Source organism: Spongorhabdus nitratireducens, assembly GCA_947387575.1.
Lineage (GTDB): Bacteria > Pseudomonadota > Gammaproteobacteria > Pseudomonadales > Endozoicomonadaceae > CANDOC01.
The window spans coordinates 173,687-197,558 of sequence record CANDOC010000010.1 but is presented as its reverse complement, the minus strand read 5'-3'; the positions used below and the strand labels follow the sequence as shown (position 1 = coordinate 197,558).

The 23,872-nt window shown below is 50.4% G+C and carries 24 protein-coding genes; 11 read left to right on the top strand and 13 right to left on the bottom strand.

Annotation, left to right across the window (positions count from 1 at the left end; all coding sequences use genetic code 11):
* Positions 1–39 precede the first annotated feature (39 nt).
* The gene (gene tldD / locus ACYZZ0_RS18255; RefSeq protein ID WP_461538085.1) at positions 40–1,485 is read left to right on the top strand and encodes a metalloprotease TldD; all 1,446 of its coding nucleotides are present in this window, start codon (positions 40–42) and stop codon (positions 1,483–1,485) included.
* Between the two features lie 138 nt (positions 1,486–1,623).
* Positions 1,624–2,967, top strand: coding sequence for a hypothetical protein (locus tag ACYZZ0_RS18250; protein ID WP_461538084.1), 1,344 nt, complete (start codon positions 1,624–1,626; stop codon positions 2,965–2,967).
* Between the two features lie 53 nt (positions 2,968–3,020).
* Here the strand turns inward: ACYZZ0_RS18250 and yjgA are convergent, their stop codons facing one another.
* Entirely contained in the window at positions 3,021–3,548 is a 528-nt protein-coding gene (gene yjgA, locus ACYZZ0_RS18245; RefSeq protein ID WP_461538083.1) for a ribosome biogenesis factor YjgA, read from the bottom strand.
* Between the two features lie 174 nt (positions 3,549–3,722).
* On the opposite strand from yjgA, the gene pmbA reads away from it, so the two are divergent.
* Positions 3,723–5,078 (top strand): metalloprotease PmbA, encoded by a 1,356-nt coding sequence (pmbA, locus tag ACYZZ0_RS18240; protein ID WP_461538082.1) that lies wholly within the window; start codon positions 3,723–3,725, stop codon positions 5,076–5,078.
* Between the two features lie 53 nt (positions 5,079–5,131).
* On the opposite strand, the gene mgtE is transcribed toward pmbA, so the two are convergent.
* From mgtE to ACYZZ0_RS18180, 12 genes are all read right to left on the bottom strand, one after another.
* A complete protein-coding gene (gene mgtE, locus ACYZZ0_RS18235) occupies positions 5,132–6,490 on the bottom strand; it encodes a magnesium transporter (RefSeq protein WP_461538081.1) in 1,359 nt (452 codons plus the stop codon).
* 213 nt (positions 6,491–6,703) lie between these two features.
* Positions 6,704–6,973, bottom strand: a complete 270-nt coding sequence (locus ACYZZ0_RS18230) for an HPr family phosphocarrier protein (protein ID WP_461538080.1) — start codon at positions 6,971–6,973, stop codon at positions 6,704–6,706.
* Positions 6,974–7,099: 126 nt separating this feature from the next.
* Positions 7,100–8,008 carry an RNase adapter RapZ gene (gene rapZ, locus ACYZZ0_RS18225; protein WP_461538079.1) on the bottom strand — a complete coding sequence of 303 codons (909 nt, stop codon included), beginning with the start codon at positions 8,006–8,008 and terminating at the stop codon, positions 7,100–7,102.
* A gap of 176 nt (positions 8,009–8,184) precedes the next feature.
* The gene (locus ACYZZ0_RS18220) at positions 8,185–8,652 is read right to left on the bottom strand and encodes a PTS sugar transporter subunit IIA (protein ID WP_461538078.1); all 468 of its coding nucleotides are present in this window, start codon (positions 8,650–8,652) and stop codon (positions 8,185–8,187) included.
* A gap of 373 nt (positions 8,653–9,025) precedes the next feature.
* Positions 9,026–10,309 (bottom strand): L-cysteine desulfidase family protein, encoded by a 1,284-nt coding sequence (locus ACYZZ0_RS18215; protein ID WP_461538077.1) that lies wholly within the window; start codon positions 10,307–10,309, stop codon positions 9,026–9,028.
* Positions 10,310–10,530: 221 nt separating this feature from the next.
* Complete coding sequence (hpf, locus tag ACYZZ0_RS18210; RefSeq protein ID WP_461538076.1) at positions 10,531–10,839, bottom strand: ribosome hibernation-promoting factor, HPF/YfiA family; 309 nt, start codon at positions 10,837–10,839, stop codon at positions 10,531–10,533.
* A 292-nt stretch (positions 10,840–11,131) separates the two neighbouring features.
* Positions 11,132–12,649: an RNA polymerase factor sigma-54 gene (locus ACYZZ0_RS18205; RefSeq protein ID WP_461538075.1), complete on the bottom strand. Its 1,518-nt coding sequence runs from the start codon at positions 12,647–12,649 to the stop codon at positions 11,132–11,134.
* Positions 12,650–12,988: 339 nt separating this feature from the next.
* Positions 12,989–13,714, bottom strand: a complete 726-nt coding sequence (lptB, locus tag ACYZZ0_RS18200; RefSeq protein WP_461538074.1) for an LPS export ABC transporter ATP-binding protein — start codon at positions 13,712–13,714, stop codon at positions 12,989–12,991.
* Between the two features lie 168 nt (positions 13,715–13,882).
* On the bottom strand, positions 13,883–14,458 hold the full coding sequence (lptA, locus tag ACYZZ0_RS18195; RefSeq protein WP_461538073.1) for a lipopolysaccharide transport periplasmic protein LptA: 576 nt from the start codon (positions 14,456–14,458) through the stop codon (positions 13,883–13,885).
* Positions 14,433–15,017, bottom strand: a complete 585-nt coding sequence (gene lptC, locus ACYZZ0_RS18190) for an LPS export ABC transporter periplasmic protein LptC (protein ID WP_461538072.1) — start codon at positions 15,015–15,017, stop codon at positions 14,433–14,435. Before lptC ends, lptA begins: the two co-directional genes overlap by 26 nt.
* A 203-nt stretch (positions 15,018–15,220) precedes the next feature.
* Complete coding sequence (locus ACYZZ0_RS18185) at positions 15,221–16,195, bottom strand: KpsF/GutQ family sugar-phosphate isomerase (protein WP_461538071.1); 975 nt, start codon at positions 16,193–16,195, stop codon at positions 15,221–15,223.
* Between the two features lie 83 nt (positions 16,196–16,278).
* Positions 16,279–17,241 carry a calcium/sodium antiporter gene (locus tag ACYZZ0_RS18180; RefSeq protein ID WP_461538070.1) on the bottom strand — a complete coding sequence of 321 codons (963 nt, stop codon included), beginning with the start codon at positions 17,239–17,241 and terminating at the stop codon, positions 16,279–16,281.
* Between the two features lie 731 nt (positions 17,242–17,972).
* Between ACYZZ0_RS18180 and ACYZZ0_RS18175 the strand changes: the two genes are divergently transcribed.
* From ACYZZ0_RS18175 to hisG, 8 genes are all read left to right on the top strand, one after another.
* The gene (locus tag ACYZZ0_RS18175; protein WP_461538069.1) at positions 17,973–18,830 is read left to right on the top strand and encodes an ATP-binding cassette domain-containing protein; all 858 of its coding nucleotides are present in this window, start codon (positions 17,973–17,975) and stop codon (positions 18,828–18,830) included.
* A gap of 24 nt (positions 18,831–18,854) precedes the next feature.
* A complete protein-coding gene (mlaE, locus tag ACYZZ0_RS18170; RefSeq protein ID WP_461538116.1) occupies positions 18,855–19,637 on the top strand; it encodes a lipid asymmetry maintenance ABC transporter permease subunit MlaE in 783 nt (260 codons plus the stop codon).
* A gap of 11 nt (positions 19,638–19,648) precedes the next feature.
* Entirely contained in the window at positions 19,649–20,143 is a 495-nt protein-coding gene (mlaD, locus tag ACYZZ0_RS18165; protein WP_461538068.1) for an outer membrane lipid asymmetry maintenance protein MlaD, read from the top strand.
* 54 nt (positions 20,144–20,197) lie between these two features.
* A complete protein-coding gene (locus ACYZZ0_RS18160) occupies positions 20,198–20,944 on the top strand; it encodes an MlaC/ttg2D family ABC transporter substrate-binding protein (protein ID WP_461538067.1) in 747 nt (248 codons plus the stop codon).
* A 64-nt stretch (positions 20,945–21,008) separates the two neighbouring features.
* Positions 21,009–21,308, top strand: coding sequence for an STAS domain-containing protein (locus ACYZZ0_RS18155; protein WP_461538066.1), 300 nt, complete (start codon positions 21,009–21,011; stop codon positions 21,306–21,308).
* Between the two features lie 198 nt (positions 21,309–21,506).
* Positions 21,507–21,749 carry a BolA family protein gene (locus tag ACYZZ0_RS18150; RefSeq protein ID WP_461538065.1) on the top strand — a complete coding sequence of 81 codons (243 nt, stop codon included), beginning with the start codon at positions 21,507–21,509 and terminating at the stop codon, positions 21,747–21,749.
* 10 nt (positions 21,750–21,759) lie between these two features.
* On the top strand, positions 21,760–23,022 hold the full coding sequence (gene murA / locus ACYZZ0_RS18145; protein ID WP_461538064.1) for a UDP-N-acetylglucosamine 1-carboxyvinyltransferase: 1,263 nt from the start codon (positions 21,760–21,762) through the stop codon (positions 23,020–23,022).
* Positions 23,023–23,189: 167 nt separating this feature from the next.
* Positions 23,190–23,867 carry an ATP phosphoribosyltransferase gene (gene hisG, locus ACYZZ0_RS18140; protein ID WP_461538062.1) on the top strand — a complete coding sequence of 226 codons (678 nt, stop codon included), beginning with the start codon at positions 23,190–23,192 and terminating at the stop codon, positions 23,865–23,867.
* Positions 23,868–23,872 lie beyond the last annotated feature (5 nt).

The following is a 23,872-nucleotide window of genomic DNA, read 5'->3' as shown; positions in this document are numbered from 1 at the left end:
GTCCATAGCAACGATATTAAACCACAGTACAGGTGGGTAATGAGCGACAATTCCCTGGCAATTGCCCGGGCGCAACTGCTGGCGCCGGGTGAATTAACCGACAGCAGTCTGCAAAAAGTGCTTAACAATGTACTCGGTCACAGTGTGGATGCTGCTGATCTCTATTTTCAGAGTACACGTCATGAAGCCTGGGTGCTGGAAGATGGCATCGTCAAGGAAGGCAGCTTTAACGTCGACAAGGGCGTTGGTGTGCGGGCTATGTCCGGTGAAAAGGCCGGATTTTCCTATTCCAATGAAATTATTTTACCGGCGCTGAATGCGGCTGCCGGTGCTGCCCGCAGTATTACTCGACTGGGTGGTGATCAGCAGGTGCAGGCCTGGCAGCGGGAGCAACCGCTGACACTGTATTCTGATGCCAATCCATTGGATGTTTTGACGCAGGATGAGAAGGTCGAATTACTGCGCAAGGTTGACCTTCATGCCCGCGCCAAAGATCCCAGAATCAAGCAGGTCACTGCCAGTATCAGTGGTGTTCATGAAGTGGTATTGGTGGCTGCAAGTGATGGTACATTGGCTGCCGATGTGCGTCCGCTGGTACGGATGAATGTAAGCGTGATTGCCGAGCAGAATGGCCGCCTGGAACGGGGTGGACATGGCGGTGGTGGTCGCACCGACTATCGCATGTTCCTGCAGGATGATCAGGCTCTGAAGTATGCCGATGAAGCGGTACGTCAGGCGCTGATTAATCTGGAAGCAGTGCCTGCTCCGGCTGGTATTATGCCTGTGGTACTGGGTGCTGGCTGGAACGGTGTATTGTTGCATGAAGCTGTCGGTCATGGTCTGGAAGGAGACTTTAACCGCAAGGGCAGCTCTTCCTATGCCGGAAGAATTGGTGAACGAGTAGCCTCTCCACTGTGTACCGTTGTTGATGATGGCACGCTGGCAGGCTGTCGCGGCTCTCTGAATATGGATGACGAGGGTGTGCCTTCGCAGTGCACGACACTGATCGAGAATGGCATTCTCAAGGGCTATATGCAGGACAAGCTCAATGCCCGTCTGACAGGAGGTATCTCAACCGGTAATGGCCGTCGTGAGTCCTACTCTCACCTGCCAATGCCACGAATGACCAATACCTATATGCTGGCAGGAGCCAGCGATCCGGATGAAATTATCGCTTCTGTGGATAAAGGCATTTATGTCACCAATATGGGTGGTGGTCAGGTTGATATCACCTCCGGCAAGTTTGTATTCAATGCCAGTGAAGCCTGGTTGATTGAGAAGGGTAAGAAAATTGCTCCGGTTAAAGGTGCAACCCTGATTGGAAATGGCCCGGATGTTATGAACCGGATTTCCATGGTGGGTAATGATCTCAAGCTGGATACGGGTGTAGGTGTCTGTGGAAAGGATGGTCAATCTGTCCCCGTTGGTGTTGGACAGCCGACGTTGAAGATTGATGAGATTACGGTGGGCGGTACTAGCGAGTAAATAGCTGTGTAAATGACTATTGCTATGTCTCAAGTAATAGTCATTTATCTTCCTGTCAAATGACATTTTTCGTCTTTAAGTTCTGATATTTTGAGCTATCTATAAGCACTTGACTGTTTTTAATATGGTGCTTACAAAATGGATTTATATTCATTAAAAAGAATTTTCTCAAGAGCTAGCTTGTTTCTTCTTTTTTTGCTTTCCTTTCCTGTTGATAGCGCAATCAAGCATACAATAGTCAGGTTTGTAGTTACTGACCTTCAATCAACTCCTTTTAGTGACTATCTGACTGAGGGTAGATCAGAGTCATTAACCTTGGCTCAAATAGATGAGACGGTAAAGCCGACGATTCTGGAGTATGCACAATATATCAGTTCCAAAAGTATGATGACGATGAAGCTCCAAAAGCTTGGTTATATAGAGCTCGAATGGGAGGAACCAGAGGAGCTGAGTCAGGCAGCAGGTAAAGATTCGAAAAGAGATGCTAAATCAGGTTTGCCAAAACTGACTTATAAGCCTGATCAGAGGGGAGCTGGTCTGGACCCTTTTTCTGAAAGCGTAATTGTCAGTGCCAGACGCCTGAAAGTTATTCAGGTCGATGAGCGAAGTCGAGAGCCAACTTTGACCGCTGAGGGTTTGCTAAGCTTTCCCGCAATGGCTGAGTTTCCCTGTGTTTGTTGTGTTAATGCTGATGACAGGCTAGACAAGCTAAAACAGCTTGTTGTTCCAGCACAGGAAAGTGATAAAGCCTATGAGGTCAGATCATTATCAAATTGGATAGGCATGATTCTGGATGAAATGGCAATTAAAACGCAAGCAAAAGAGGTTGAGTTGTATGGGGATACAATTCGAGAGATAAAGAGACAGATTAAAAAAGTAGCTAAAAAAGGGTTGGTAGATGACTTTTATGGCGGACGGGTTAAATCAATTCATGCAGTGTTTTTGGATAAAAGGAAATGGCCATCCTTTTTAACAAAGCATGATCCACATCAGAGTAAATCAGGGCGTAGATTTTTAGGACATGAATTTATAGGTATTCATGTTGTTGTTTTGGTAGGAGGTTCTCAGTTCGATATTCTGGATGTGTTTTGCCCTGCTGAAAGAGAGCTGTATCAGGTTGCGTCAAAGTTCAAACTTGAAGTTAACAGCAAGATTGAGTTTTCTTTGAGAAAGTTTCAGCCTGAATACCAACAGGTTGTTGCTGAACAAGTAAGGAAGCAGTTCGAGGGAATGTCACATCTGGATGTTACCAGTATGAAACAGCAATCAAGCAAATTTAACTATGCTGCTGTTGTGACGTCTTCACCAGCTCAAAGTGATATAGAAGATGGTGAGGAAGACGAAACGGACGCGGGAGACCAAGGGCTTTTACTCAAATTTTTATGTGATAGATTCGTTGAAGCTAGACCTGGAGTCAACGTACTTAAAGAGTGCACAGATGAAGCTGTAGACACTTCAATGACAAACCCGAGTGACTTTTGAACAGGAAAACAAGCGATCACAATATTCGTAATGAGATCGCTTGAAGGGGTTGATTAGAGGCCGTCTACTTCTCTTAAATAACGAAACAACTTCCGCTGATGAGTCGGCCCTTTATTCAATTTAACTTCCTTTGCAGCATTACGAATCAACTGTCGTAAATGCTGCATATCAACATCAGGATAGGCTGTAAGATATTCACCCAGAGCAGCGTTTCCATCATTGATCAGCCGCTCACGCCAGTTTTCCAGTGCATGGAAGCGGCGGTTGTATTCAGCGCTGTTACCATCACGCTGCTCAAACATTGCCTTGATCGGTTCGATATCCTGATCCTGCATCAGTTTGCCAATAAAGTTGAAATGCCGCTTACGGGCATTATGACTTTTGATGCGGTGGCTTTCGTCAACAGCCTGGCGCAAGCGATCGTGCAGCGGCAGCTTGTCCAGCTGTGATGGCTTCAGTTCTGCCAGACGGACGCCCAGATCCCGCAGTTCCTGAGCATCACGCTTCAGTTCACTTTTACTGACGTAGATGATTTCTTCTTCATCATCGTCAAATACATCATCATGTGGAATGTCGGACATGATCCAATCCAGAGAAAGACTACAAAAAGAGGTGATGGAGCATTGTACCATCTGAAGTAGTGAAACGGGGAATGAGCGGCGTATTTACGCGCCCTGAAAGCCCTGTACAATGGAAATCATAATAGCCATGAACGATCATGGTGAGCCGAGTCAAGCTGTTGTAAGGGAGCAGAAATGGCGAATCAATCCGAAGCCCCGCTGGATATCCAGGCCGAAGAACAGCGCCTGCAGACCCTGGTCAAAACCATTATGCAGGAAGCAGACAAACAGGGCGCAACGGCCTGCGAGGTCGGCGCCAGTCTCAGTGCCGGCCTCTCGGTGAATGTCCGCAAGGGCGAAGTTGAAACGGTTGAATTCAGCTGTGATCAAGGTGTGGGTATCACAGTCTATCAGGGGCTGAGAAAAGGTTCTGCCAGCACTTCCGACACTTCACCTGAAGCAGTAGCGGCTACTGTGAAAGCGGCTTCTGATATTGCCCGTTATGCCTCTGAAGATCCTCATGCCGGGCTGGCGGATAAATCACTGATGGCAACCGATCTGCCGGATCTGGATTTGTATCATCCCTGGGGGCTGGATGCCGAGCAGGCTATTGAGTTGGCACTGGAATGTGAGCAAGCAGGTCTGACTTCAGACAAGCGGATTGAAAACTCCGACGGCGCCAGCATCAGCAGTCATCAGAGTGCCCGGGTTTATGGCAACAGCAATGGCTTTATTGGAAGTGGTCATGCTACCCGCCACAGCGCCAGCTGTGTGCTGATTGGTCGCAGTGGTGAAGAGATGCAGCGGGATTATTGGTATGACGTTGCCCGTGACCCGATGCGGCTCAGTTCAATGAAGGAAATTGGTCGCAAGGCTGGAGAACGTACAGTCAAGCGACTGGACAGCCGCAAGCTGGATACCGGGCAGTTGCCGGTTATTTTCAGTGCAGAGCTGGCCGGTGGGGTTATTTCCCATTTTCTGGCCGCTATCAGTGGTGGCAGCCTGTATCGTCAGTCATCGTTCCTGCTGGATCATCTGGGTAAGCAAGTCTTTCCTGACTGGGTTCATATTCATGAACAGCCTCGTCTGGTTGGCGGGCTGGGCTCTGCTGCATTTGATGATGATGGTCTGGCAACCCGTGACAAGGATTTTGTGAAAGATGGCATGCTCACCAGTTATATCCTGAGTACTTATTCGGCCCGCAAACTGGGTATGGAAAGTACGGCTAATGCCGGCGGTGTCCATAACCTGTTTATTGAGCCCGGTGAACAGAATCTGCAGCAGTTGCTGAAAACCATGGATAAGGGATTACTGGTAACCGAGCTGATGGGACATGGTATCAATATTGTGACTGGTGATTATTCCCGTGGTGCCGCAGGCTTCTGGGTTGAAAATGGCGAGATCCAGTATCCGGTATCAGAGGTCACCATTGCCGGGAATCTGAAGGATATGTTTATGAGTCTTCAGGCTGTTGGTAATGATGTGGATCGCCGGGGCAATGTCCAGAGTGGATCGCTACTGGTTGATAGCATGATGATTGCCGGTAACTGATCACTGGGGAAATGACTGAGCCTGTCTGATAACAGGCTCAGTCAGTTTGAGTGTCAGGAATAGAAAAGTGCCGCCAGGCCAAGGAAAGACAGGAATCCGGCAACATCGGAGATGGTTGTCAGCAGAATGGTGCCGGCCAGTGTCGGATCAATATCCAGCTTCTTCAGAATAATGGGCAATGTGGCGCCGGATATAACGGCGATGGTCAGATTGATCACCATCGCACAGCCAATGACCAGCGATATAATCGGGTCGTTAAACCAGAACCAGGCAATCAGAGCTACCAGTGATGCCCATAACACGCCGTTCATAAATCCGGCAGCCAGTTCCCTTCCCAACAGCCAGCGGGTGTTGCTGGGGCTGATACGGCCCAGAGCCATACCCCGAATAACCAGCGTTAATGCCTGACTACCGGCATTGCCACCCATCCCGGCTACAATCGGCATCAGTACTGCGAGTGCTACCACCTTGTCGATGGTTTCCTGAAACATACCGATTACGGATGAAGCGATAAATGCTGTGATCAGGTTAATACCTAGCCATACCGCACGACGACGAGCAGTTTTAACGGCTGGCGCAAAGGTATCTTCATCCTCATCCAGACCGTGCATACTCATTACCGAGTGCTCGGCTTCTTCCCGGATAACATCTACAACGTCGTCAATGGTGATCCGGCCCAGCAGCTTGCCGGTTTCATCAACCACCGGCGCCGAAACCAGGTCTTTACGTTCGAACAGCTGGGCGACTTGGGTGTCGGGCATATCCGCCGGAATCACATCCAGGTCTGTAGACATCACTTCGCGTACAGTAATGGAGGGATCAGTGGTCAGTAGCCGGGTGAGCGGCAGAGACCCGATATACTCATCACGCCGGTTTACGATCAGCAGGCTGTCGGTCATCTCCGGAATATCACTGTGCCGGCGTAGATAACGCAGTACTACATCGATGGCGTTATCCGGACGAACGGTGATGGTGTCAGTGTTCATCAGGCCGCCGGCGGTATCTTCCGGGTAGGGCAGTACGACCTCTACCCGCTGCCGGTCCTGCTGGTCCATGGATTCCAGCACCTGCCGCATCAGAGTGTCGGGCAGTTGCTGCAGCAGGTCGGCGATATCGTCGGCGTCCTGGCCTTCCATAATGGCCTTCAGCTCGGCCACGTTCATCTGGTCAAGGAAGAACTGCCGGACATCCTCACTGAGGTCCTGCAGGACATCGGCTTCCTGCTCCTGCTCAAGCAGTTTCCAGATCAGACTCCTGAGCCGCGGCGGAGAGGATTCCAGTAAGTGGGCAATATCTTCGGATGGCAGGGTGTTCAGCAGGCGATGGGCCTGGGACAGAATACCCGCATCCAGAGCTTCACTCAGTTCTTTTAGCTGAATGTCAGTAGTATTGAGGGGCGGCTGATGCGGCATACCGTCGACCTTGCAGAGGTGCGAGTTATATCAAATATAGTTGATATGACTTATCGTTTCATATAACGGGGATTTTAGCGGGAATCTGAAACGGATTGAATGATTCAGGCAACAGGAACAGCAGTTTTACCTGTTTATATCGTTTCAGCTTGTGACAGGGAGGTAATTCGACGTAGCAAATTGAATAACCGGTGGTTTCACCAGAGCGATCAACTACTCGCCTTCACCAAAATAATCATTGATCAGCCCTGACATGGCCTGCCATGCATCCTGTTCGTCTTCGCCTTCAATCTCGAAGTTTAATTCGGTTCCCTTGCTGGCTGCCAGCATCATGACCGACATGATACTTTTTCCATCCACCATCTTGTTATCCCGGCCCACCCGAATGGTGCTGTGAAAAGCCGAGGCTGTCGACACAAAACGGGCTGCAGCACGGGCATGCAAACCCAGCTTGTTAATAATTGTAATGCGTTCCTGAATCATAAATATCTGCTTTCTTTACCGCATGGATACTGCTGTTTTCTTTATTCTAAAAGGGAGAACGGGATGTTGCTGTTCTCCCTCTGCAGTTTACGACAACCTGCAGGCTTGTTTTTACAAGCCTGTTCTTTACAAGCTTTCAGTGACTCCCAGCTGACGATGGGAAACCCTGACCGGATGTTGAGGGTCGTTAAAATGCTCAGCCAGCTTGTTTGCAATATAGACTGAACGATGCTGGCCTCCAGTGCAACCAATCGCTACGGTAACGTAGCTGCGCCCACCCTTTTCAAAGTCTGGCAGCCAGCGGCTAATAAACTGGCTGATGTTATCCAGCATTTCATCAACCTCCGGTTGCTGTGACAGGTAGTCAATCACGGGCTTCTCGAGTCCGGTGTATTCACGCAGTGCTTCTACCCAGTAGGGGTTAGGCAAACAGCGGACGTCAAAAATATAGTCTGCATCCAGAGGAACACCGTGCTTGAAGCCAAATGACTGAAACAGCAATGACAGGTTACGACCGTCATGTCCGACAACCCGAAGCCGGATCATTTCCCGCAATTCATGAACGCTGAGGTTAGTCGTGTCCAGTTTTAGGTCTGCTACCGACATCAACGGCTCGAGCACCCGGGCTTCTTCATGGATAGCTTCTTCCAGTGACAGGCCCATTTCTTCAGACAACGGGTGACGCCGGCGGCTCAGGTTAAAGCGCTTGATCAGTGATACCGGGTCAGAGTCGAGATAGACTACCTGAACCATAACTGTGCTTTTCCGTTCACGCAGTTTGTCCAGCAGGCCCGGAACATCGCCGAGATCCTTGACTGCGTTGCGGGTATCGATACTGACCGCTACATGTGCGGCTTTCTGCTTGCCTTCGGCATGAATATTTCCGGCCAGCTGGCTTAACAGGTTGGCTGGTAAATTGTCGATGCAATAATAGCCCTGGTCCTCCAGTGCATTCAGCGCTGCACTTTTACCGGAGCCTGAGCGACCACTGATGATAACCAGGGAGATTGGCTGGGAAGCATTTGCAGTAGCCATGGTGATGATGTCCTGTGTGCGTGAGTGGGCCGGTCGGACCGTTGTATCCGAACCCAGGCTCATATCAAGCTGCTAAAAAGCCTGTCCGAACGGACAGGCTTTCTGATATGTATCTCATACTTGGCCACAAATTCACAGTGGCATTTGCGGCCGGTATGAGAATAGTGAAGGGTGGTTTAACTGGTTTCAGGCGGCAGTGGCTTGACGGCTTCGGTAAAAAGCTCGTCAGTGGTTGCCGTCTGGCGCAGGTTTTGCCGAAATTCAGGACTGTTAAAGCGGGTCGCAATATCCTGCAGAATCAAAAGATGTTCCTCGTGGGCATCCTTTGGCACGATCAGGGCGAAAACCAGATCAACCGGCTGCTGGTCGGCAGCATCAAAGTCGATCGGTGTTGCCAGCTTCAGCAGCAGCCCGACAGGCTGTTCACAACCAGACAAGCGGCAGTGGGGCAGGGCTACACCCTCACCCAGCGCTGTTGTGCCCAGTTTTTCCCTGCTGACCAGATTGGCAAACAGTTCCTTGGCATTAAAGGCCGGAAGTTGTTCATGCAACTGATTGGCAACCAGTTCCAGAGTACGCTTTTTACTGATGCCGTGTACGTTGCACAAAGCCCGTGACGGCGAGATCAAGTTTTCTATGCCCATTGCCCTGTGGCGATCAGCTTGTTAGAGCTTGTTCATGATCTTTCGTGGATAGCGAAAATGTTGAGAAAAACCTCAGGTGCTTCGATTTTTCGAGGCGCATAGTGGTGCTATGTAACGAGGAAAAGCGGAGCACCTGAGGTTTTTATCGGCATTTGCAGCCCGCGATAAGATTGTGAACAGGCTCTTAAATAGTTCATGCGCTTTGCTGATAACCGGTTGATTGCGCAACCGGGCAAATCGCAACAAAAATACCATCCGTTCCCGGGTCTATAGCCCGGGAATAAAAGCGGATGCCCCTGTGTCAGGTGCTATTTGAGCAGATCAGTCGGCGATTTGCACGCAAAACAGTCTGAAGCGCCCCGGCAGCACGGCTTTAAGCCGTCATTATGTTGATAATGCAACGATCAGTATCGACCATGCCAGAGCAAATCATCTCGCCGATATTTCTGATAGTCTGTTCAACTTCGTCGGCAATAATGCCCTGTTCCTGAATCGCAGAGTTACTCAATGCCATCAGGCTGGAGCGAACAGCAGCACCGACAGCAGTTGCAACCTTCATGGCACAGCTGGCCTTGGCCCCATCGCAGACCATGCCGGAACAGTCGCTCATTACATTCTGCATGGCATGACAGCACTGGCTGAAATCTCCACCCAGCAAATGAACCATGGCAAAGGCAGTGCCGGAACCGGTAACGGTATTGCCACAGAAAGCAGAAAGCGGTGGGTAGTGGGATTTAATGTAGATAGCCATCAGATGGCTCATAGCCAGCGCTCGAGCCAGATCTTCATCACTGGCTTTCACAAATTCAGCCACTTCGATCAGTGGGATAGTAGCAACAATACCCTGGTTGCCACTGCCATAGTTGCTCATGGCCGGCAGGGTTGCTCCACCCATGCGGGCGTCAGAGGCTGCAGCTGTTCGCAGTACAATCCGGTTAATTAAATCCTCGGACAGAATGCCTTTGTTGATATTGGCCTGCATGATCCGGCCGACTTCCAGGCCGTAGGCGTTATCAAGACCTTCCTTTGACAGTGCATTATTGAGTCGGGCAGCCTCATTCATAAACAGAATGTCTTCTGCCGGGATATTCAGGGCAAAGTCATAAATGGAGGCAATATCGATATCAATGCAGCTGCAGACATTGCCAGTGCTGCTGCTCTGGCTGCACGGATTTTCGTCCAGCTGAAAAACCGGTTTGTTGTTCAGACGCTTTTCAACCAGGCGGGTATGGCCCCCGGAAACAAGCACATATGCGGTTTGGTCACCGGCTGTGGCAGTGACCGCACAATACAGAAATTCTTCGGTATCGACGGCTTCAACCTGGATACGCTGTTCTGCAATTAACTGACGGGCCTGCTGCACCTGGATTTCAGTAATGCCTTTCAGTACCTCCAGCCCGGCGCTTGCCTGCCCGCCAGTTGCACCAGCCGCTGCGGCGATTTGCAGGCCTTTCTCTCCGGTGCCGGGCACCATAACGCCTACCGCATTCTTGTACAGGTTGCGCGACACCTGCACTGCAATATGTTCCGGGCACTGCTGCAATAATTCTGCCGCAACCGCCGCGGCATAGGCTGTCGAGATCGGCTCGGTACAACCCAATGCGGGTTTAACGACAGATTTGATAACTTGAAGATATTGTGACCACTGTTCTTTCATGAGAGATCTCTTGAAAAGTCGGGCAGGTTGGTAAGTGGCCGTGATTTTAAGGGATGAATGTGCCAGCCGTTATTATGAGAACTACGGATAAACGGGCTGAAAAGTCTGAAATGAAGTGATTAAAAAGAGAGGTTTAAATAAACGAGGCGGGGAAAGTGATTGATATCAAGGTTTCTGGATACCTCTGAGTAACCCCAGAGGTATCGAGCTACACGGAAATGTTAGCGACCCGCACCACCTTGCATGCGGTCAAGCTGCTTTTCCTTATGCTTGACGAGCTGACGGTCCAGCTTGTCAGACAGCATATCAATCGCAGCATACATATCACTCTGTTCCGCTGCAGCAACGATATCGGCGCCTCGAATATGCAAAGCGGCTTCTACTTTATGAGCCAGCTTTTCAACGCTGAGGGTAACCTGAACGTTAGTAATACCGTCAAAGTGCTGTTGCAAACGCTGTAGCTTCTTGGTCACATACTCACGCAGGGCGGGGGTCACTTCCACGTGATGTCCACTGATGTTGGCTTGCATATAGCGCTCTCCTAATCTTCTCTCTAACGTGACCCATCAGCCGTTTGAAATTCTGGCCGATTCAATTTGATTGTATCACACGGATTGTGGTTTCTGGTTATGAGCGTAGTTACTTTTTCGTAAAGTTATCGTGCGTTTGATGTGAATCAATTGTAAGAATGGTGGTTGATAGCAAGGTTGTTATTACAAGTCCGTTGTTTATTCTGAATTGTTTGCTGGCGCGCTTGTCACCAGAAAGAGAATTACTTTAGGAGATCCCGAAGGCTGAAAACCTTCGGGATGATCAGATGAACTACGGCATCAGCCGCTTGCGCTCATTGGAAGGGGGAATGTTCATAGATTCCCGATATTTTGCAATTGTACGTCGTGCGACTTTTATGCCTTGTTCGGAAAGCAGCGTAGCAATTTTGTTATCGCTCAGCGGCTTTTTGGGGTTTTCAGCTGCAACCAGCTTCTTGATGATGGCACGAATAGCAGTTGAGGAACATTCACCCCCACTGCTGGTGCTGACATGGCTGGAGAAAAAGTACTTCAGCTCAAATATGCCGCGAGGCGTATGCATATATTTCTGGGTGGTAACCCGGGAGATGGTTGATTCATGCATACCAACCGCCTCGGCAATATCATGCAGTACCATTGGCTTCATGGCTTCTTCACCGTAATCAAGAAAAGCCTGCTGCTGTTCCACAATGCAAGTGGCAACTTTCATCAGCGTTTCATTCCGACTTTGCAGGCTCTTCAGTAGCCAGCGAGCTTCCTGCAGCTGGTTTTTCATGTAGGTGTTGTCGCGGCTGCTGTCTGCTCGCTTGATCAGTGATGCATAGTCATTGTTAATCCGTAGTCGGGGCATGGCTTCGCCGTTCAGTTCAACGGTCCAGAAGCCCTCTTTCTGCTTTTTCACCACCACGTCCGGAATGATGTATTCCGGCTCATCACTTTCGATGCTGGTACCCGGTTTGGGGTTCAGGGTCTGGATCAGGCGCACAGCTGCACCCAGATCGGCTTCGCTGATACGCAGCTTGCGCAGCAGTTGTTTGTAGTCACGACCACCGAGCAGGCTCAAGTACTTTTCGGTAACCGTCAGGGCGATATCTTTGAAAGGCTCATCATCCGGCAGCTGTCTCAGCTGTAACGTCAGGCACTCCTGCAGGTCACGACCACCGATACCTGGTGGATCAAATTGCTGTACCAGTTTCAGTACCGCTTCAATTTCTTCCGGCTCTATCTCCAGAGCCGGATCAAAACTCTCAGTCAGCTGTTCTACGGCAGATGCCAGGTAACCCCGTGAATCAATGTCGTCGATAATCGCCACGCCGATCAGGTTATCTTTCTCGGATAGTGGAATCAGATTCAGTTGCCATTCCAGATGATCTCTTAACGACTGCTGTCCTCCGGTGCGGGCCGTAATATCAAATTCCCGGTCTTCACTGACGGCAGAAGATGTTGCCGGTTGATAGATATCATCCCAGGCCGTATCCACAGGAAGCTCGTCAGGGATTTTTTCCGCCCATTCAGAGTCAGGTTGAGGCTCGGTCGTTGTTTCTTGTGTGGTTGCTGTAGTGGCCGCTGAGGCATCGACTGGAGCATTGGGGGGTGTTTCAGGTATGTCAAAAGCTGCTTCATCATTATTATTCTGGTTATCACGCTCAAGACCTTCAGATTCCAGTTCCAGCATTGGGTTGGATTCCAATGCATGCTGTACTTCCTGATGGAGATCCAGAGTAGATAGCTGGAGCAGTTTAATGGCTTGCTGCAGCTGGGGTGTCATCGTCAGCTGCTGGCCCATTTTCATGACCAGAGATGGTTTCATCTTAAAGTTACCCTTGTCTCCTTCAGTGTGCCTCCCGGGGGCACACCATACTTCCTCGTCGACGGTCCTCGGTCAACAGGGTCAGTTATTCCGGTTTTGTATTGGTGGAATCGTCCAGAATATAGGGAATATTCAGAAACCGAAGCAAAAAATCAATATTGACTCGCAAGAATAGTGCCGTTTTTAAGAAAACGACACTCACGGCACAGCATGTTAATAGCTGTGAGAGAGCATGAAAATTATATTTTACACTGGTGGGGGTGAGAAAAAAGACTCCTTTATCCTGACTAACTATGAAGTTAGCAGGAAAAAAAGTCTTTATTGGTCGGAAGAGAAATTTTACAGGCTGAACTGATGGCCAAGATAAACGTCACGAACCTGCTGATTGGAAAGTACAGTGTGGCTATCGCCTTCTGCAATGATATGGCCTTCACTGACAATATAGGCCTTCTCACAAATATCCAGAGTTTCCCGAACGTTATGGTCGGTGATCAGTACACCAATGCCCTTGTCACGCAAGTGCAGGATAATCTGTTTGATATCATTCACAGAAATCGGGTCAACACCGGCGAAAGGCTCGTCCAGCAGCATAAAGGAAGGCTCGGTTGCCAATGCTCGGGCGATTTCTACCCGGCGTCGTTCACCTCCAGAGAGGCTCATGCCGGTATTGTTGCGAATATGGGTGATATGGAATTCTTCCAGCAATGACTCCATTTTGGCCAGACGCTGCTTTTTGCTCAGCTCGCGCCGGGTTTCCAGAATCCCCATAATATTATCGGTGACAGTCAGTTTGCGGAAAATAGACGCTTCCTGAGGAAGATATCCGATACCTGCACGAGCCCTGCCATGCATCGGCTGTCGGGTGATATCCTGATCGTTGATGCTGATCTGGCCGCCGTCAGCACGCACCAGTCCCACAATCATATAAAAGCAAGTGGTTTTACCGGCACCGTTAGGGCCAAGCAGGCCAACGACCTGTCCACTGTCAATACTAAGCGACACATCCCGGACAACCTGCCGGCTTTTGTAGCTTTTAGAGAGGTTTCTCGCGATCAGTGTGCTCATGCGTTAAGAAAGTCCAAACTAGAAATCAAATTAAGCTGATAGTCTTTTGGCGGGTAGAGAACTGTCTGAGAACCTTGATACAACCGCACTGTAATAGTTGGTACAACCGACCAGCCAAGTCTTCAGTTTGACTCTTGGGGTGTACCAAGGTTCCTCAATCAGAATATCTCAGCCTTTTGGAAGCGTTGCCGGTGCGGTTTTAGGCTGGAATTCCATAATGACCCGATCGTCACCAGAACTTCCACGCTGGCTGCGAGCGTTAATGCGCTGGGTTTTCATGTCATAATCAATTCGCTTGCCGCGCACTTCATCGGTTTTTTGTTCAACCCGGGCATTCTCCAGCAGCACAACTTTTTCCTGTGCCACATAGTAGTGAATGGTGTTGCCCCAGCTTTTCATTTCGCCCTGTTCACCTTCCTGCTGCTCCCGGTAGTGAGCGGGCTTGCCAACAGCAGTCACTTCAACAACTTCACGATTTTCGGACTTGATAGTAACGACATCACCTGTCAGGCGGGTAGTGCCCTGGGTCATCACTACATTGCCACGATAAGTGGCAGTACCTGTCTTGTCATCAATATCTGCACTGTCAGAAGCGATGCGGATAGGCTCGCTCCGATCACTGGGCAGTGCCCAGCTGGTACTGGTAAACGCCAGCATCAGTGCAGACAGTAGCGCACAGCCATAATGTCCGGTCATTTTTTGCCATTTAGACTGGCCGTTATGGCGTTGGCTGCTTGACTTCATGTATACCCCTTACTTTTGACTTTAATTTAACCAGATTCTCTTTGTAGTAAGTGGTCATGCCAACAGCCGTAGTGACCCCAGACTCATCGGAAATTCTTACCGGTCGCTCTGTTTCAGCAATATCCCGGTCAGTATGAATTGTAAGAAAATCGGTTTCCAGTTGCAGTGGTGCACCACCCTTCGGGTTGGCCCGGTTAATCACCACGTTATCGTAGAGTTCCAGTGTTTTACCACCAGGTAGTAATTTGCCTCGTTCAGAAACACTATGCCATGGTGGGTTGATGCTGTCTTGCCAGTTCCAGATGTCGGGCGAGTCCAGCCAGGTGGTGTCACTGTCCGGGTAATGGACAACCTGAGTCGCTGTAGCAAAACTGCTGCGGTTGCCGGCTTCGTCATACTGGGTGATGCGGGCATTTTCCATAAAGACATCAGGTGTGCCGGCCGGTGTCGATGTCACCCGGCTGAGCAGAGGCGTGGAAATACTGTTGTCGCCGGCAATGTAAATAATCACGCCCAGTCCCAGCAGCAACAGAAGAAACAGGTAATGGCGATAGTTCATATGGCCCTGATCATTAAAATATCCTGTTTAGAGCCAGTGCTGTTCAATGCATGCACTGGCATTTGCCAGAGGTTGGAAAAAGGCTTGTTAACTTTTTCAGCAACACCCGGCTCGATTACAGTCTCAGTGATTCAATATGATTATTCCATGAGCCGGCACGAATGGCACTAGCTCATGGTAAATCAAATGTAGCAAGTTTTGGTCTAAACGACGCCGGCGCGAAGCAGGTCGTGAGTATTAAGGGCACCTTCAGGCTTGCCATCCTCAGTAACGCAGATCAAAGCATTAATCTTGTTATCTTCCATGATTTTCAAGGCTTCTGCTGCCAGAATATCGGCTCGAATGGTAATGCAGTCACGGGTCATAACATCCGCAATGGGCGTCGTATGCGGGTCAATACCCTGATCCAGGGTTCGACGCAGGTCTCCGTCAGTGTAAATGCCCATAAGCAGCCCGTTGTCATCAACAACGCCTGTCATACCGAGGCTCTTACGGGTGATTTCGAGCAGTGCCTTGCTGAGCAGCGTGTCGCTGCTTACCAGTGGCATCCGCTCACCACTGTGCATGATATCCCGAACCTTGAGCAGCAGGCGGCGACCCAGAGCACCACCCGGGTGAGAAAAGGCGAAGTCTTCTTCGGTGAAACCTTTGGCTTCGAGCAGGGCTATAGCCAGGGCGTCACCCATCGCCAGAGTCACAGTGGTGCTGGCAGTAGGCGCCAGATCCAGCGGGCAAGCCTCCTTGTCTACACCAACATCCAGATTAACGTCAGCAGCCTGAGACAGAGCCGATGATGGCTTGCCGGTCATGCTGATCAAAGGCGCCCCCAGACGCTTGATCAGGGGCAGCAGGGTGACAATTTCGGAGGTTGTACCGGAATAGGAAATAGCAATTACAACATCACGCCCGGTGATCATCCCCATATCACCATGGCTGGCTTCGCCGGCATGCACAAAAAAGGCAGGTGTTCCGGTGCTGGCCAGGGTGGCAGCAATCTTGCGGCCGACGTGACCTGACTTGCCCGTGCCGAGAATAACGGTTCGTCCTTCACAGTTCAGGAGTAATTCGCAGGCTTTGGCAAAGCTGGCATCAATACGTTGCAGCAGCTTTTCGACAGCTTGTAACTCGACTGAAATAGTACGGCGGGCTGAATGTATAAAATCTTCTGTAGTTTGCATCTGCGTTTGCCAGTCTCGGTTGGCAGCGGTTCTCAGGTTACAGCCGGTTGGCATAAAGCAGGTCAGTACCTGCTTCTGCTATGTCAGCCAATAATAAAAAGGAGAGCGGTATAGGCCACGTAGGTACCGGCAAAAAACAAACCCCCGATACGACCAATGCGCTGCTTGCGAGCCATGATAAACAGCAATGCTGTCAATGCAAGCATTGCCGGGAAATCACGCCAGAGCACTGCCGTATCGAGTGCTTCCGGAGCGATCAGGGCCGGTGCTGACATTACCGCCAGCAAATTGAACAAATTCGAACCGACCACATTGCCCAAGGCAATATCATGATGCCCTTTGAGTGCGGATGCGACCGAGGCTGCAAGCTCCGGCAGGCTGGTGCCAATGGCTACAATTGTCAGCCCGATCACCAGATCGCTGACGCCGAGCTGGGTTGCAATCGTTGTTGCACCCCATACCAGCAGCTTTGAACTGGCCATTAACAGTACTAATCCTGCTGCCAGCTGAAGAAAAGCCTTGCTCTGCGATAACTCAGGGTAGTCCTGTTCCACTTCATCCTGATAATGAGCTTCGCCAGCGGCTTCAGGTGTCTTTTGCCAGCGAAACATCAGGTACAGGACCAGTGCCAGTAATGCCAGCAAAATAACACCATCGATACGATCCAGTCGGCCATCCAGCAGGCATACTCCGCTGATAACAGTGACTGCGCATAATAATGGAAGTTCCTTTTTAATCAGTGATGACTGAACCGGCAGCGGTGCAACCAGAGCCGTTATACCAAGCACCAGACCAATATTGGCAATATTTGAGCCCAGCGCATTCCCCACCGCCAGTGCGCTGTGACCGTCCAGTGCTGCCATGGATGACACCAGTATTTCGGGAGCGGAGGTGCCGATGGAGACAATTGTCAATCCGACCAGCATGGGTGACATGCCAAAATTACGTGCTGTTGCCGCGGCACCATTTACAAACCAGTCGGCGCTTTTCATTAACACAGCAAAGCCGGCCAGGATGGCCAGGGAGGCAATAACAATTGGTGGCATTATTTATATGTTTCCATTGAATTTGGATTCGTTAACCTGTTGTTAACCCCGGTTATTGTATCACTAGATAAGTTGGCGTCGTTTATTGGTGGAGAATTATCGCAGGTTGTCTGGCAGGTAATTAATGTGATGGTTGTTTTTACAGTAAGAAGTATTGTTTCTGCTCTTCACATTTGCGTCACATCGGGTGTCACATCATTTTATGAGCAGAACTTTTCTAAATTCTATCCACGCTGATTTGACGAGGTTTTACTCCTTAAGCGTGTGCTTGTTTTTGAGGTTACTGGAAACAGTCAGTGTCTTCAGTGCCTGTGCTTATTTTTTTGCTTGTTTATGATTATAATGCAGAATCAGATTGCTGAAGCATTGGCGTGTATTCAGAGCGGAGCTATATCCGAAACTATACCCGGAATTTTATTCGGAGCTGGAACTGGAAATAGTCGCGAGAGAGTGGGAAAGTGTTTCTGACAGGATATCAGAGTACGAATCAGTAACCTGAATACAACGCCGGCTGCTAAAAATAACAGGGATGACAACAGTAGATGGAGATAAAGGGTTGCCGGGTCTGGCGGCTGGTCGTGTCCGCAGGCAACTTGCAGCAGTTTTCCAACAGTTTTTCCTGAACAGCATCACCTAACCTTTTGGCGGGTTTAATCCTGCACGGAGCATTATATGACATTGCTGATCACTGATCAGGCAATATGCGTCGTACGAAAAGGACCTGGACACAAATGAAACAGCCTGTAGAGACTCAACAGCAGTCCGGTACAGCATCCGAAAACTTTATCGAGATTCGCGGGCTCACTTTCCATCGTGGCGAGCGGGTTATTTTTGACAATATTGATCTGAATATTCCCCGGGGCAAAGTCGTTGGCATCATGGGCCCGTCCGGTACCGGTAAAACAACCCTGCTGCGGCTTATCGGGCGCCAGCTCCGGCCGGATGCTGGAGAGGTTATTGTTGACGGCCATAATATGGGGCAACTCAGCCGTGACGAACTGTTTTCTGTCAGACGGAAGATGGGCATGCTGTTTCAGAGTGGAGCGCTGTTTACCGATCTGACAGTCTATGAAAATGTCGCCTTTCCCCTGCGGATTCATACCCGGCTGCCAGAGGCAATGATTCGCGATATTGTGTTGATGAAACTGCAGGCAGTGGGGCTTCGGGGTGCCCGAAACCTGATGCCCTCAGAGCTTTCCGGTGGTATGTCGCGCCGGGTTGCGCTGGCACGTGCAGTGGCTCTGGATCCCGAGATGATTATGTACGATGAGCCTTTTGTCGGGCAGGATCCTATTGCCATGGGTATGCTGGTGCAGTTGATTCGGCGGCTGAATGAGGCGATGGGTATTACCAGCATTGTGGTATCTCATGACCTGCATGAAACGGCCAGTATTTCAGATTACCTGTATCTGATTGCAGACGGCAAAGTGATTGGTCAGGGCGAGCCTGAAGAAATGCTGCAGTCAGATGACCCACGAGTTAAACAATTTATGCAGGGATTGTCAGATGGCCCCGTGCCGTTCCATTTCCCGGCCAAAGACTATCGTCAGGATATGTTGGGAGGTGATGCAGGTGGCATCGGTTTGTAAAGGAGGCAAAGCATGCTGAAACCAATGCTGGATCGCCTGCAGCAGGTAGGTCATTCCGGGCTGGGGTTTGTTCAGGCTATCGGTCGTTCCGGGCTGTTTATGGTACAGGCGATTTTTGGTCGTCCGGCAGCCGGTGGCGGTGGATATGGTCTGCTAATCAAACAGTTGTATGCTGTCGGGGTGCTATCTCTGGTTATCATTACCGTATCCGGGTTGTTTATCGGAATGGTACTCGGGTTGCAGGGCTATAACATTCTGGTTCGTTACGGATCGGAAGAGGCGGTGGGGCAGATGGTTGCACTGAGTCTGGTCAGGGAGTTGGGCCCGGTGGTGACGGCACTGCTGTTTGCCGGTCGTGCTGGTTCGGCACTGACTGCCGAAATCGGCCTGATGAAAGCGACCGAGCAGTTATCAAGTCTGGAAATGATTGGAGTCGATCCACTCAAGCGCATTATTGCGCCCCGATTCTGGGCCGGCTTTATCTCAATGCCACTGTTAACCCTGATTTTTACCATGGTGGGTATTCTGGGTGGTGCCATGGTGAGTGTTGACTGGCTTGGAGTCTATGAGGGCTCTTTCTGGTCAAGTATGAAGGACTCCGTCGACTTCGTGAGTGATGTGGGCGACGGAATTATAAAAAGCCTGGTGTTCGGTGCTGTAGTGACCTGGATCTCTGTATTCCAGGGCTATGATGCGACCCCGACATCAGAGGGAATCAGCCGGGCAACCACACGGACAGTGGTTTATTCATCGCTGGCCGTACTGGGCCTTGATTTTGTCCTGACGGCAGTCATGTTTGGAGATTGATGCAGATGCGGATGAGAACCGTAGAGATCAGTGTAGGGGCGTTCATGCTGGCCGGAATTCTGGCCCTGCTGTTGCTGGCCCTGAAAGTGAGTGGCCTGTCACTGGATTCTGCCCGGCAGACATACCGGATATATGCCATGTTCGATAATGTGGGCTCCCTTTCTCCCCGGGCAAAGGTTTCCATGTCCGGTGTTACCATCGGGCGGGTGGTCAGTGTGACGTTTGACAAGCGCACCTATATGGCGCGGGTTGATATGGATATTGACAAGAATATCGATAATATCCCGGTCGATAGCACCGCTGCGATTGTGACCGCCGGCCTGCTGGGTGAGAAGTTTATTGGTATCAGCGTGGGTGGTGAGGTTGATTTTGTCCAGCCTGAGGGCCGGATTGAAGATACCCAGTCAGCGCTGATTCTGGAAGATTTGATTGGCAAGTTTCTGTTGAATACTGTTAACAGTGACAGTGGCGCTACAGCAGGCTCTGGTTCGGCAGATAATTTCTGATAGCAGTATCAGAGTAGTAGTATCAGAACTGACAGGGTAAGAGAGACTGAAGATATGCGCTGGATAAAATTTCCGGGTAAGTGGATGTCGACGTTCAAAACACTGATGGCTGCTCAAGCTATTAGTCTGGGGTTGCTGGTCGTGGCACAGGTTACGACTGCAGCTGAAGCGGCAAAGGGCGATCCGGCCGTTGTGGTGCGTGAAACGGCTGATGCACTGATCGCCAATATCAATAAGAATCGGGCTGAGTACGAAAAGGATACTGACAAGCTGTTTCAGTATCTGGATACAGCGCTTTCCCCCAAGGTGGCCGGTGAATCTTTTGCCCGTGGAGTTATGGGTAAATATGCCCACCGTACCACTGAAACGAAGATTCACGAGTTTGAGTCCAAGGTTAAAAGCAGTGCCATGCGACTGTATGGTCGCGGTATCCTGAAATACCAGAACGAAAAAATTGAGGTTAAGGACGCGTCCAAAGCCAGCCTGGAAGATTACAATGCCGGCAAGGTGCGCTCCGTTCCGGTTGAAATGGTGATCTCCACTGCCAGTGGATCCAGCTACCAGGCTTCCTTCTCGATGATGTCGGACGATGGCGAGTGGAAAGTCCGGAACATTGTGGTTGAAGGCATCAATATCGGTGTTGTCTTCAGAAACCAGTTCCATGATGCGATGCAGCGCTATGGCAGTGTGGATAAGGTGATTGAACACTGGGATGAAATTATGAAGTCGTCCCAGCAGCAGACTGAAAAGCAGATCGAAAAACAACATGAGGCTCAGCCTGCTGCCGCAGCTGCAGGCTGATTTTCCTACTCTTCCGGGGTGTGAACCGGTCACACCTCTATTCACCCCCATAATGGAGCACGGTATGTCCTGTCAGATTCACCACGGTGCCGAGGGTGAGTTAATTCTTGAAGGTGACTTGCAGCACGACCAGGCCGTTTATGTCGAGGCCGAGGGGCGGGCACATATGCATGGTCGCAAGCGTATGATTGTTGATCTGTCGGGCCTGACCCGGATTGACAGTGCAGCCTTGTCGGTTTTTCTCAGCTGGACCCGTTACGGCCGTGAGCATCAGGTTGGTGTCATTCTGCGCAAGCCCTGTAGTCAGCTGCTATCTCTGGTGACACTCAGCGGTATCGATGATCTGTTGGTGTTGGAGCATTAATCACCACTTTTTCCTGTTCGGGCAAACTTTTATTTTGATTCCTGCCGACGGCGCACTTTGAAACTGGTCAGCGGTTTACAGGTCAGATATTATTCGCCGTTATCTCTTTATTTGCTGCCGTGATTTCCGCCGTAGCTACGAAGTGTAGTTATGGGGTATACACGCCCTGAATCATGATTTTATTCTCTGAGGTTATAAATGCAGGCCAATGACGTTAAGCAGTTGTTGCAGGAGCAACTGGGCGGTGCAGATGTTCTGGTAGAAGGCGAAGGCTGTGACTTTCGTCTGACTATTGTATCCGGTCAGTTTGAAGGGCTGTCTGCGGTCAAGCGTCAGCAGCTGGTTTATGGTCACCTCAATCACCTGATTGCTGACGGTTCTATTCATGCCGTAACCATGACCACTTTAACCCCTGCTGAGCAGCAGGCTGCAGGACAATAAGGGCAGGCTCATGGATAAACTGATTATTACCGGCGGCACCCGCCTTGAAGGTGAAATCCGCATCTCCGGTGCCAAGAATGCGGCTCTGCCGATTCTGGCTGCAGCGCTGCTGGCAGATGAGCCGGTAACGGTATGCAACCTGCCTCATCTGCACGATATCACTACCATGATCGAGCTGTTTGGCTGCATGGGGGTTGAGCTGCTGATCGATGAGAAGATGAATGTTGAAGTGCACGCCAGCACCATCAAGCATCTGACTGCACCGTATGAACTGGTTAAAACCATGCGTGCTTCCATTCTGGTGTTGGGCCCGCTGCTGGCACGCTTTGGCCGCGCAGAAGTTGCCCTGCCAGGTGGCTGTGCCATTGGCAGCCGTCCGGTTGACCTGCATATCCGTGGTCTGGAAGCCATGGGTGCGGATATCGTGGTAGAAGACGGCTACATCAAGGCCAGCATGAAAGACCGCCTGAAAGGTGCCCGTATCTTCTTTGATACCGTTACTGTAACCGGTACCGAAAACATTCTGATGGCTGCTGCTCTGGCCGATGGCGAAAGTATTCTTGAGAATGCGGCCCGTGAACCTGAAGTGGTCGATCTGGCTGAGTGTCTGATTCGCATGGGTGCCAAAATCGAAGGTCATGGTACTGATACTATTCGGGTTCAGGGTGTTGAGCGTCTGCACGGCTGCTCCTACTCTGTACTGCCGGACCGTATTGAAACTGGTACTTACCTGATTGCTGCAGCAGCAACCGGCGGCAAGATCAAGGTTAAAGACACCCGTCCGGATATCATCGACTCTATCCTGATCAAGCTGCAGGAAGCCGGTGCTGATGTGCAGTGGGGTGATGATTGGATCACTCTGGATATGCACGGTAAGCGTCCGAAAGCGATCAGCCTGAAGACAGCTCCATACCCTGCCATGCCAACTGATATTCAGGCCCAGTTTACGGCCCTAAATGCCGTGGCTGAAGGCACTGGTAAAATCACTGAAACTGTATTCGAAAACCGTTTCATGCATGTGCTGGAAATGAAGCGCATGGGTGCACAGATGGATATCGAAGGTAACACTGCCATCAGTACCGGTGTGACCAATCTGAAAGCGGCTCCGGTGATGGCGACCGATCTGCGTGCATCAGCCAGTCTGGTTATTGCCGGCCTGCTGGCCGAAGGCGACACTGTGGTAGATCGTATCTATCACATCGACCGTGGCTATGAGTGTATCGAAGAGAAGCTGCAGCTGCTGGGTGCCAAGATTCGTCGGGTACCTTCCTGATCGTATCCTTCTGATACCGCTCTTCCCCATAAAGCCGGCCTAGCCGGCTTTATTTGTTTCTGGCAGGGTAAAATGCAGGTGAAAAGCTGTTGCAATAAGTAAAATTACGATAACCTCTCAAATCCTGCGGATTTGCAGTCTGTGCAGTTGAATATAAAAACATCACCATGCAATTATCAAACTCCCCGTCGGATGCTGCAGAGCAGCTGACCATCGCCCTGTCCAAAGGCCGTATTCTGAAAGATACCCTGCCGCTGCTTCATGCCGCGGGTATTGAACCGGCAGAAGATCCTGATAAATCCCGCAAGCTGATTATCCCCACTACCGATCCGGGTGTGAGGCTGTTGATTGTCAGGGCCAGTGATGTGCCGCCGTATGTGGAGCATGGTGCTGCAGATATCGGTGTGTCCGGCAAGGATGTGCTGATGGAGTACAACTCACCTTCGCTGTACGAACCGTTGGACCTGGAAATAGCCTGCTGCAAGTTGATGACTGCCGGGCCAGTGGGCAAAATCCTGCCGGAAGGACGCATCAAGGTCGCAACCAAGTTCGTTAATATTGCCAAGAAATACTATGCCAGCCAGGGACGTCAGGCCGAAATCATCAAGCTTTACGGTTCCATGGAACTGGCACCGTTGGTTGGGTTGGCTGATGAAATTGTCGATGTGGTGGATACCGGCGGTACGCTGAGAGCGAATGGGCTGGAGCCCAGAGAACATATTGCGGATATTTCTTCGCGACTGGTAGTCAATAAAGCAGCGATGAAATTAAGACATCAGCGTATCTCTTCATTGCTGGAGCAGCTCAAAGCTGCGGTGATCGCAAAACGTCAGACTGAATGCTGATATTG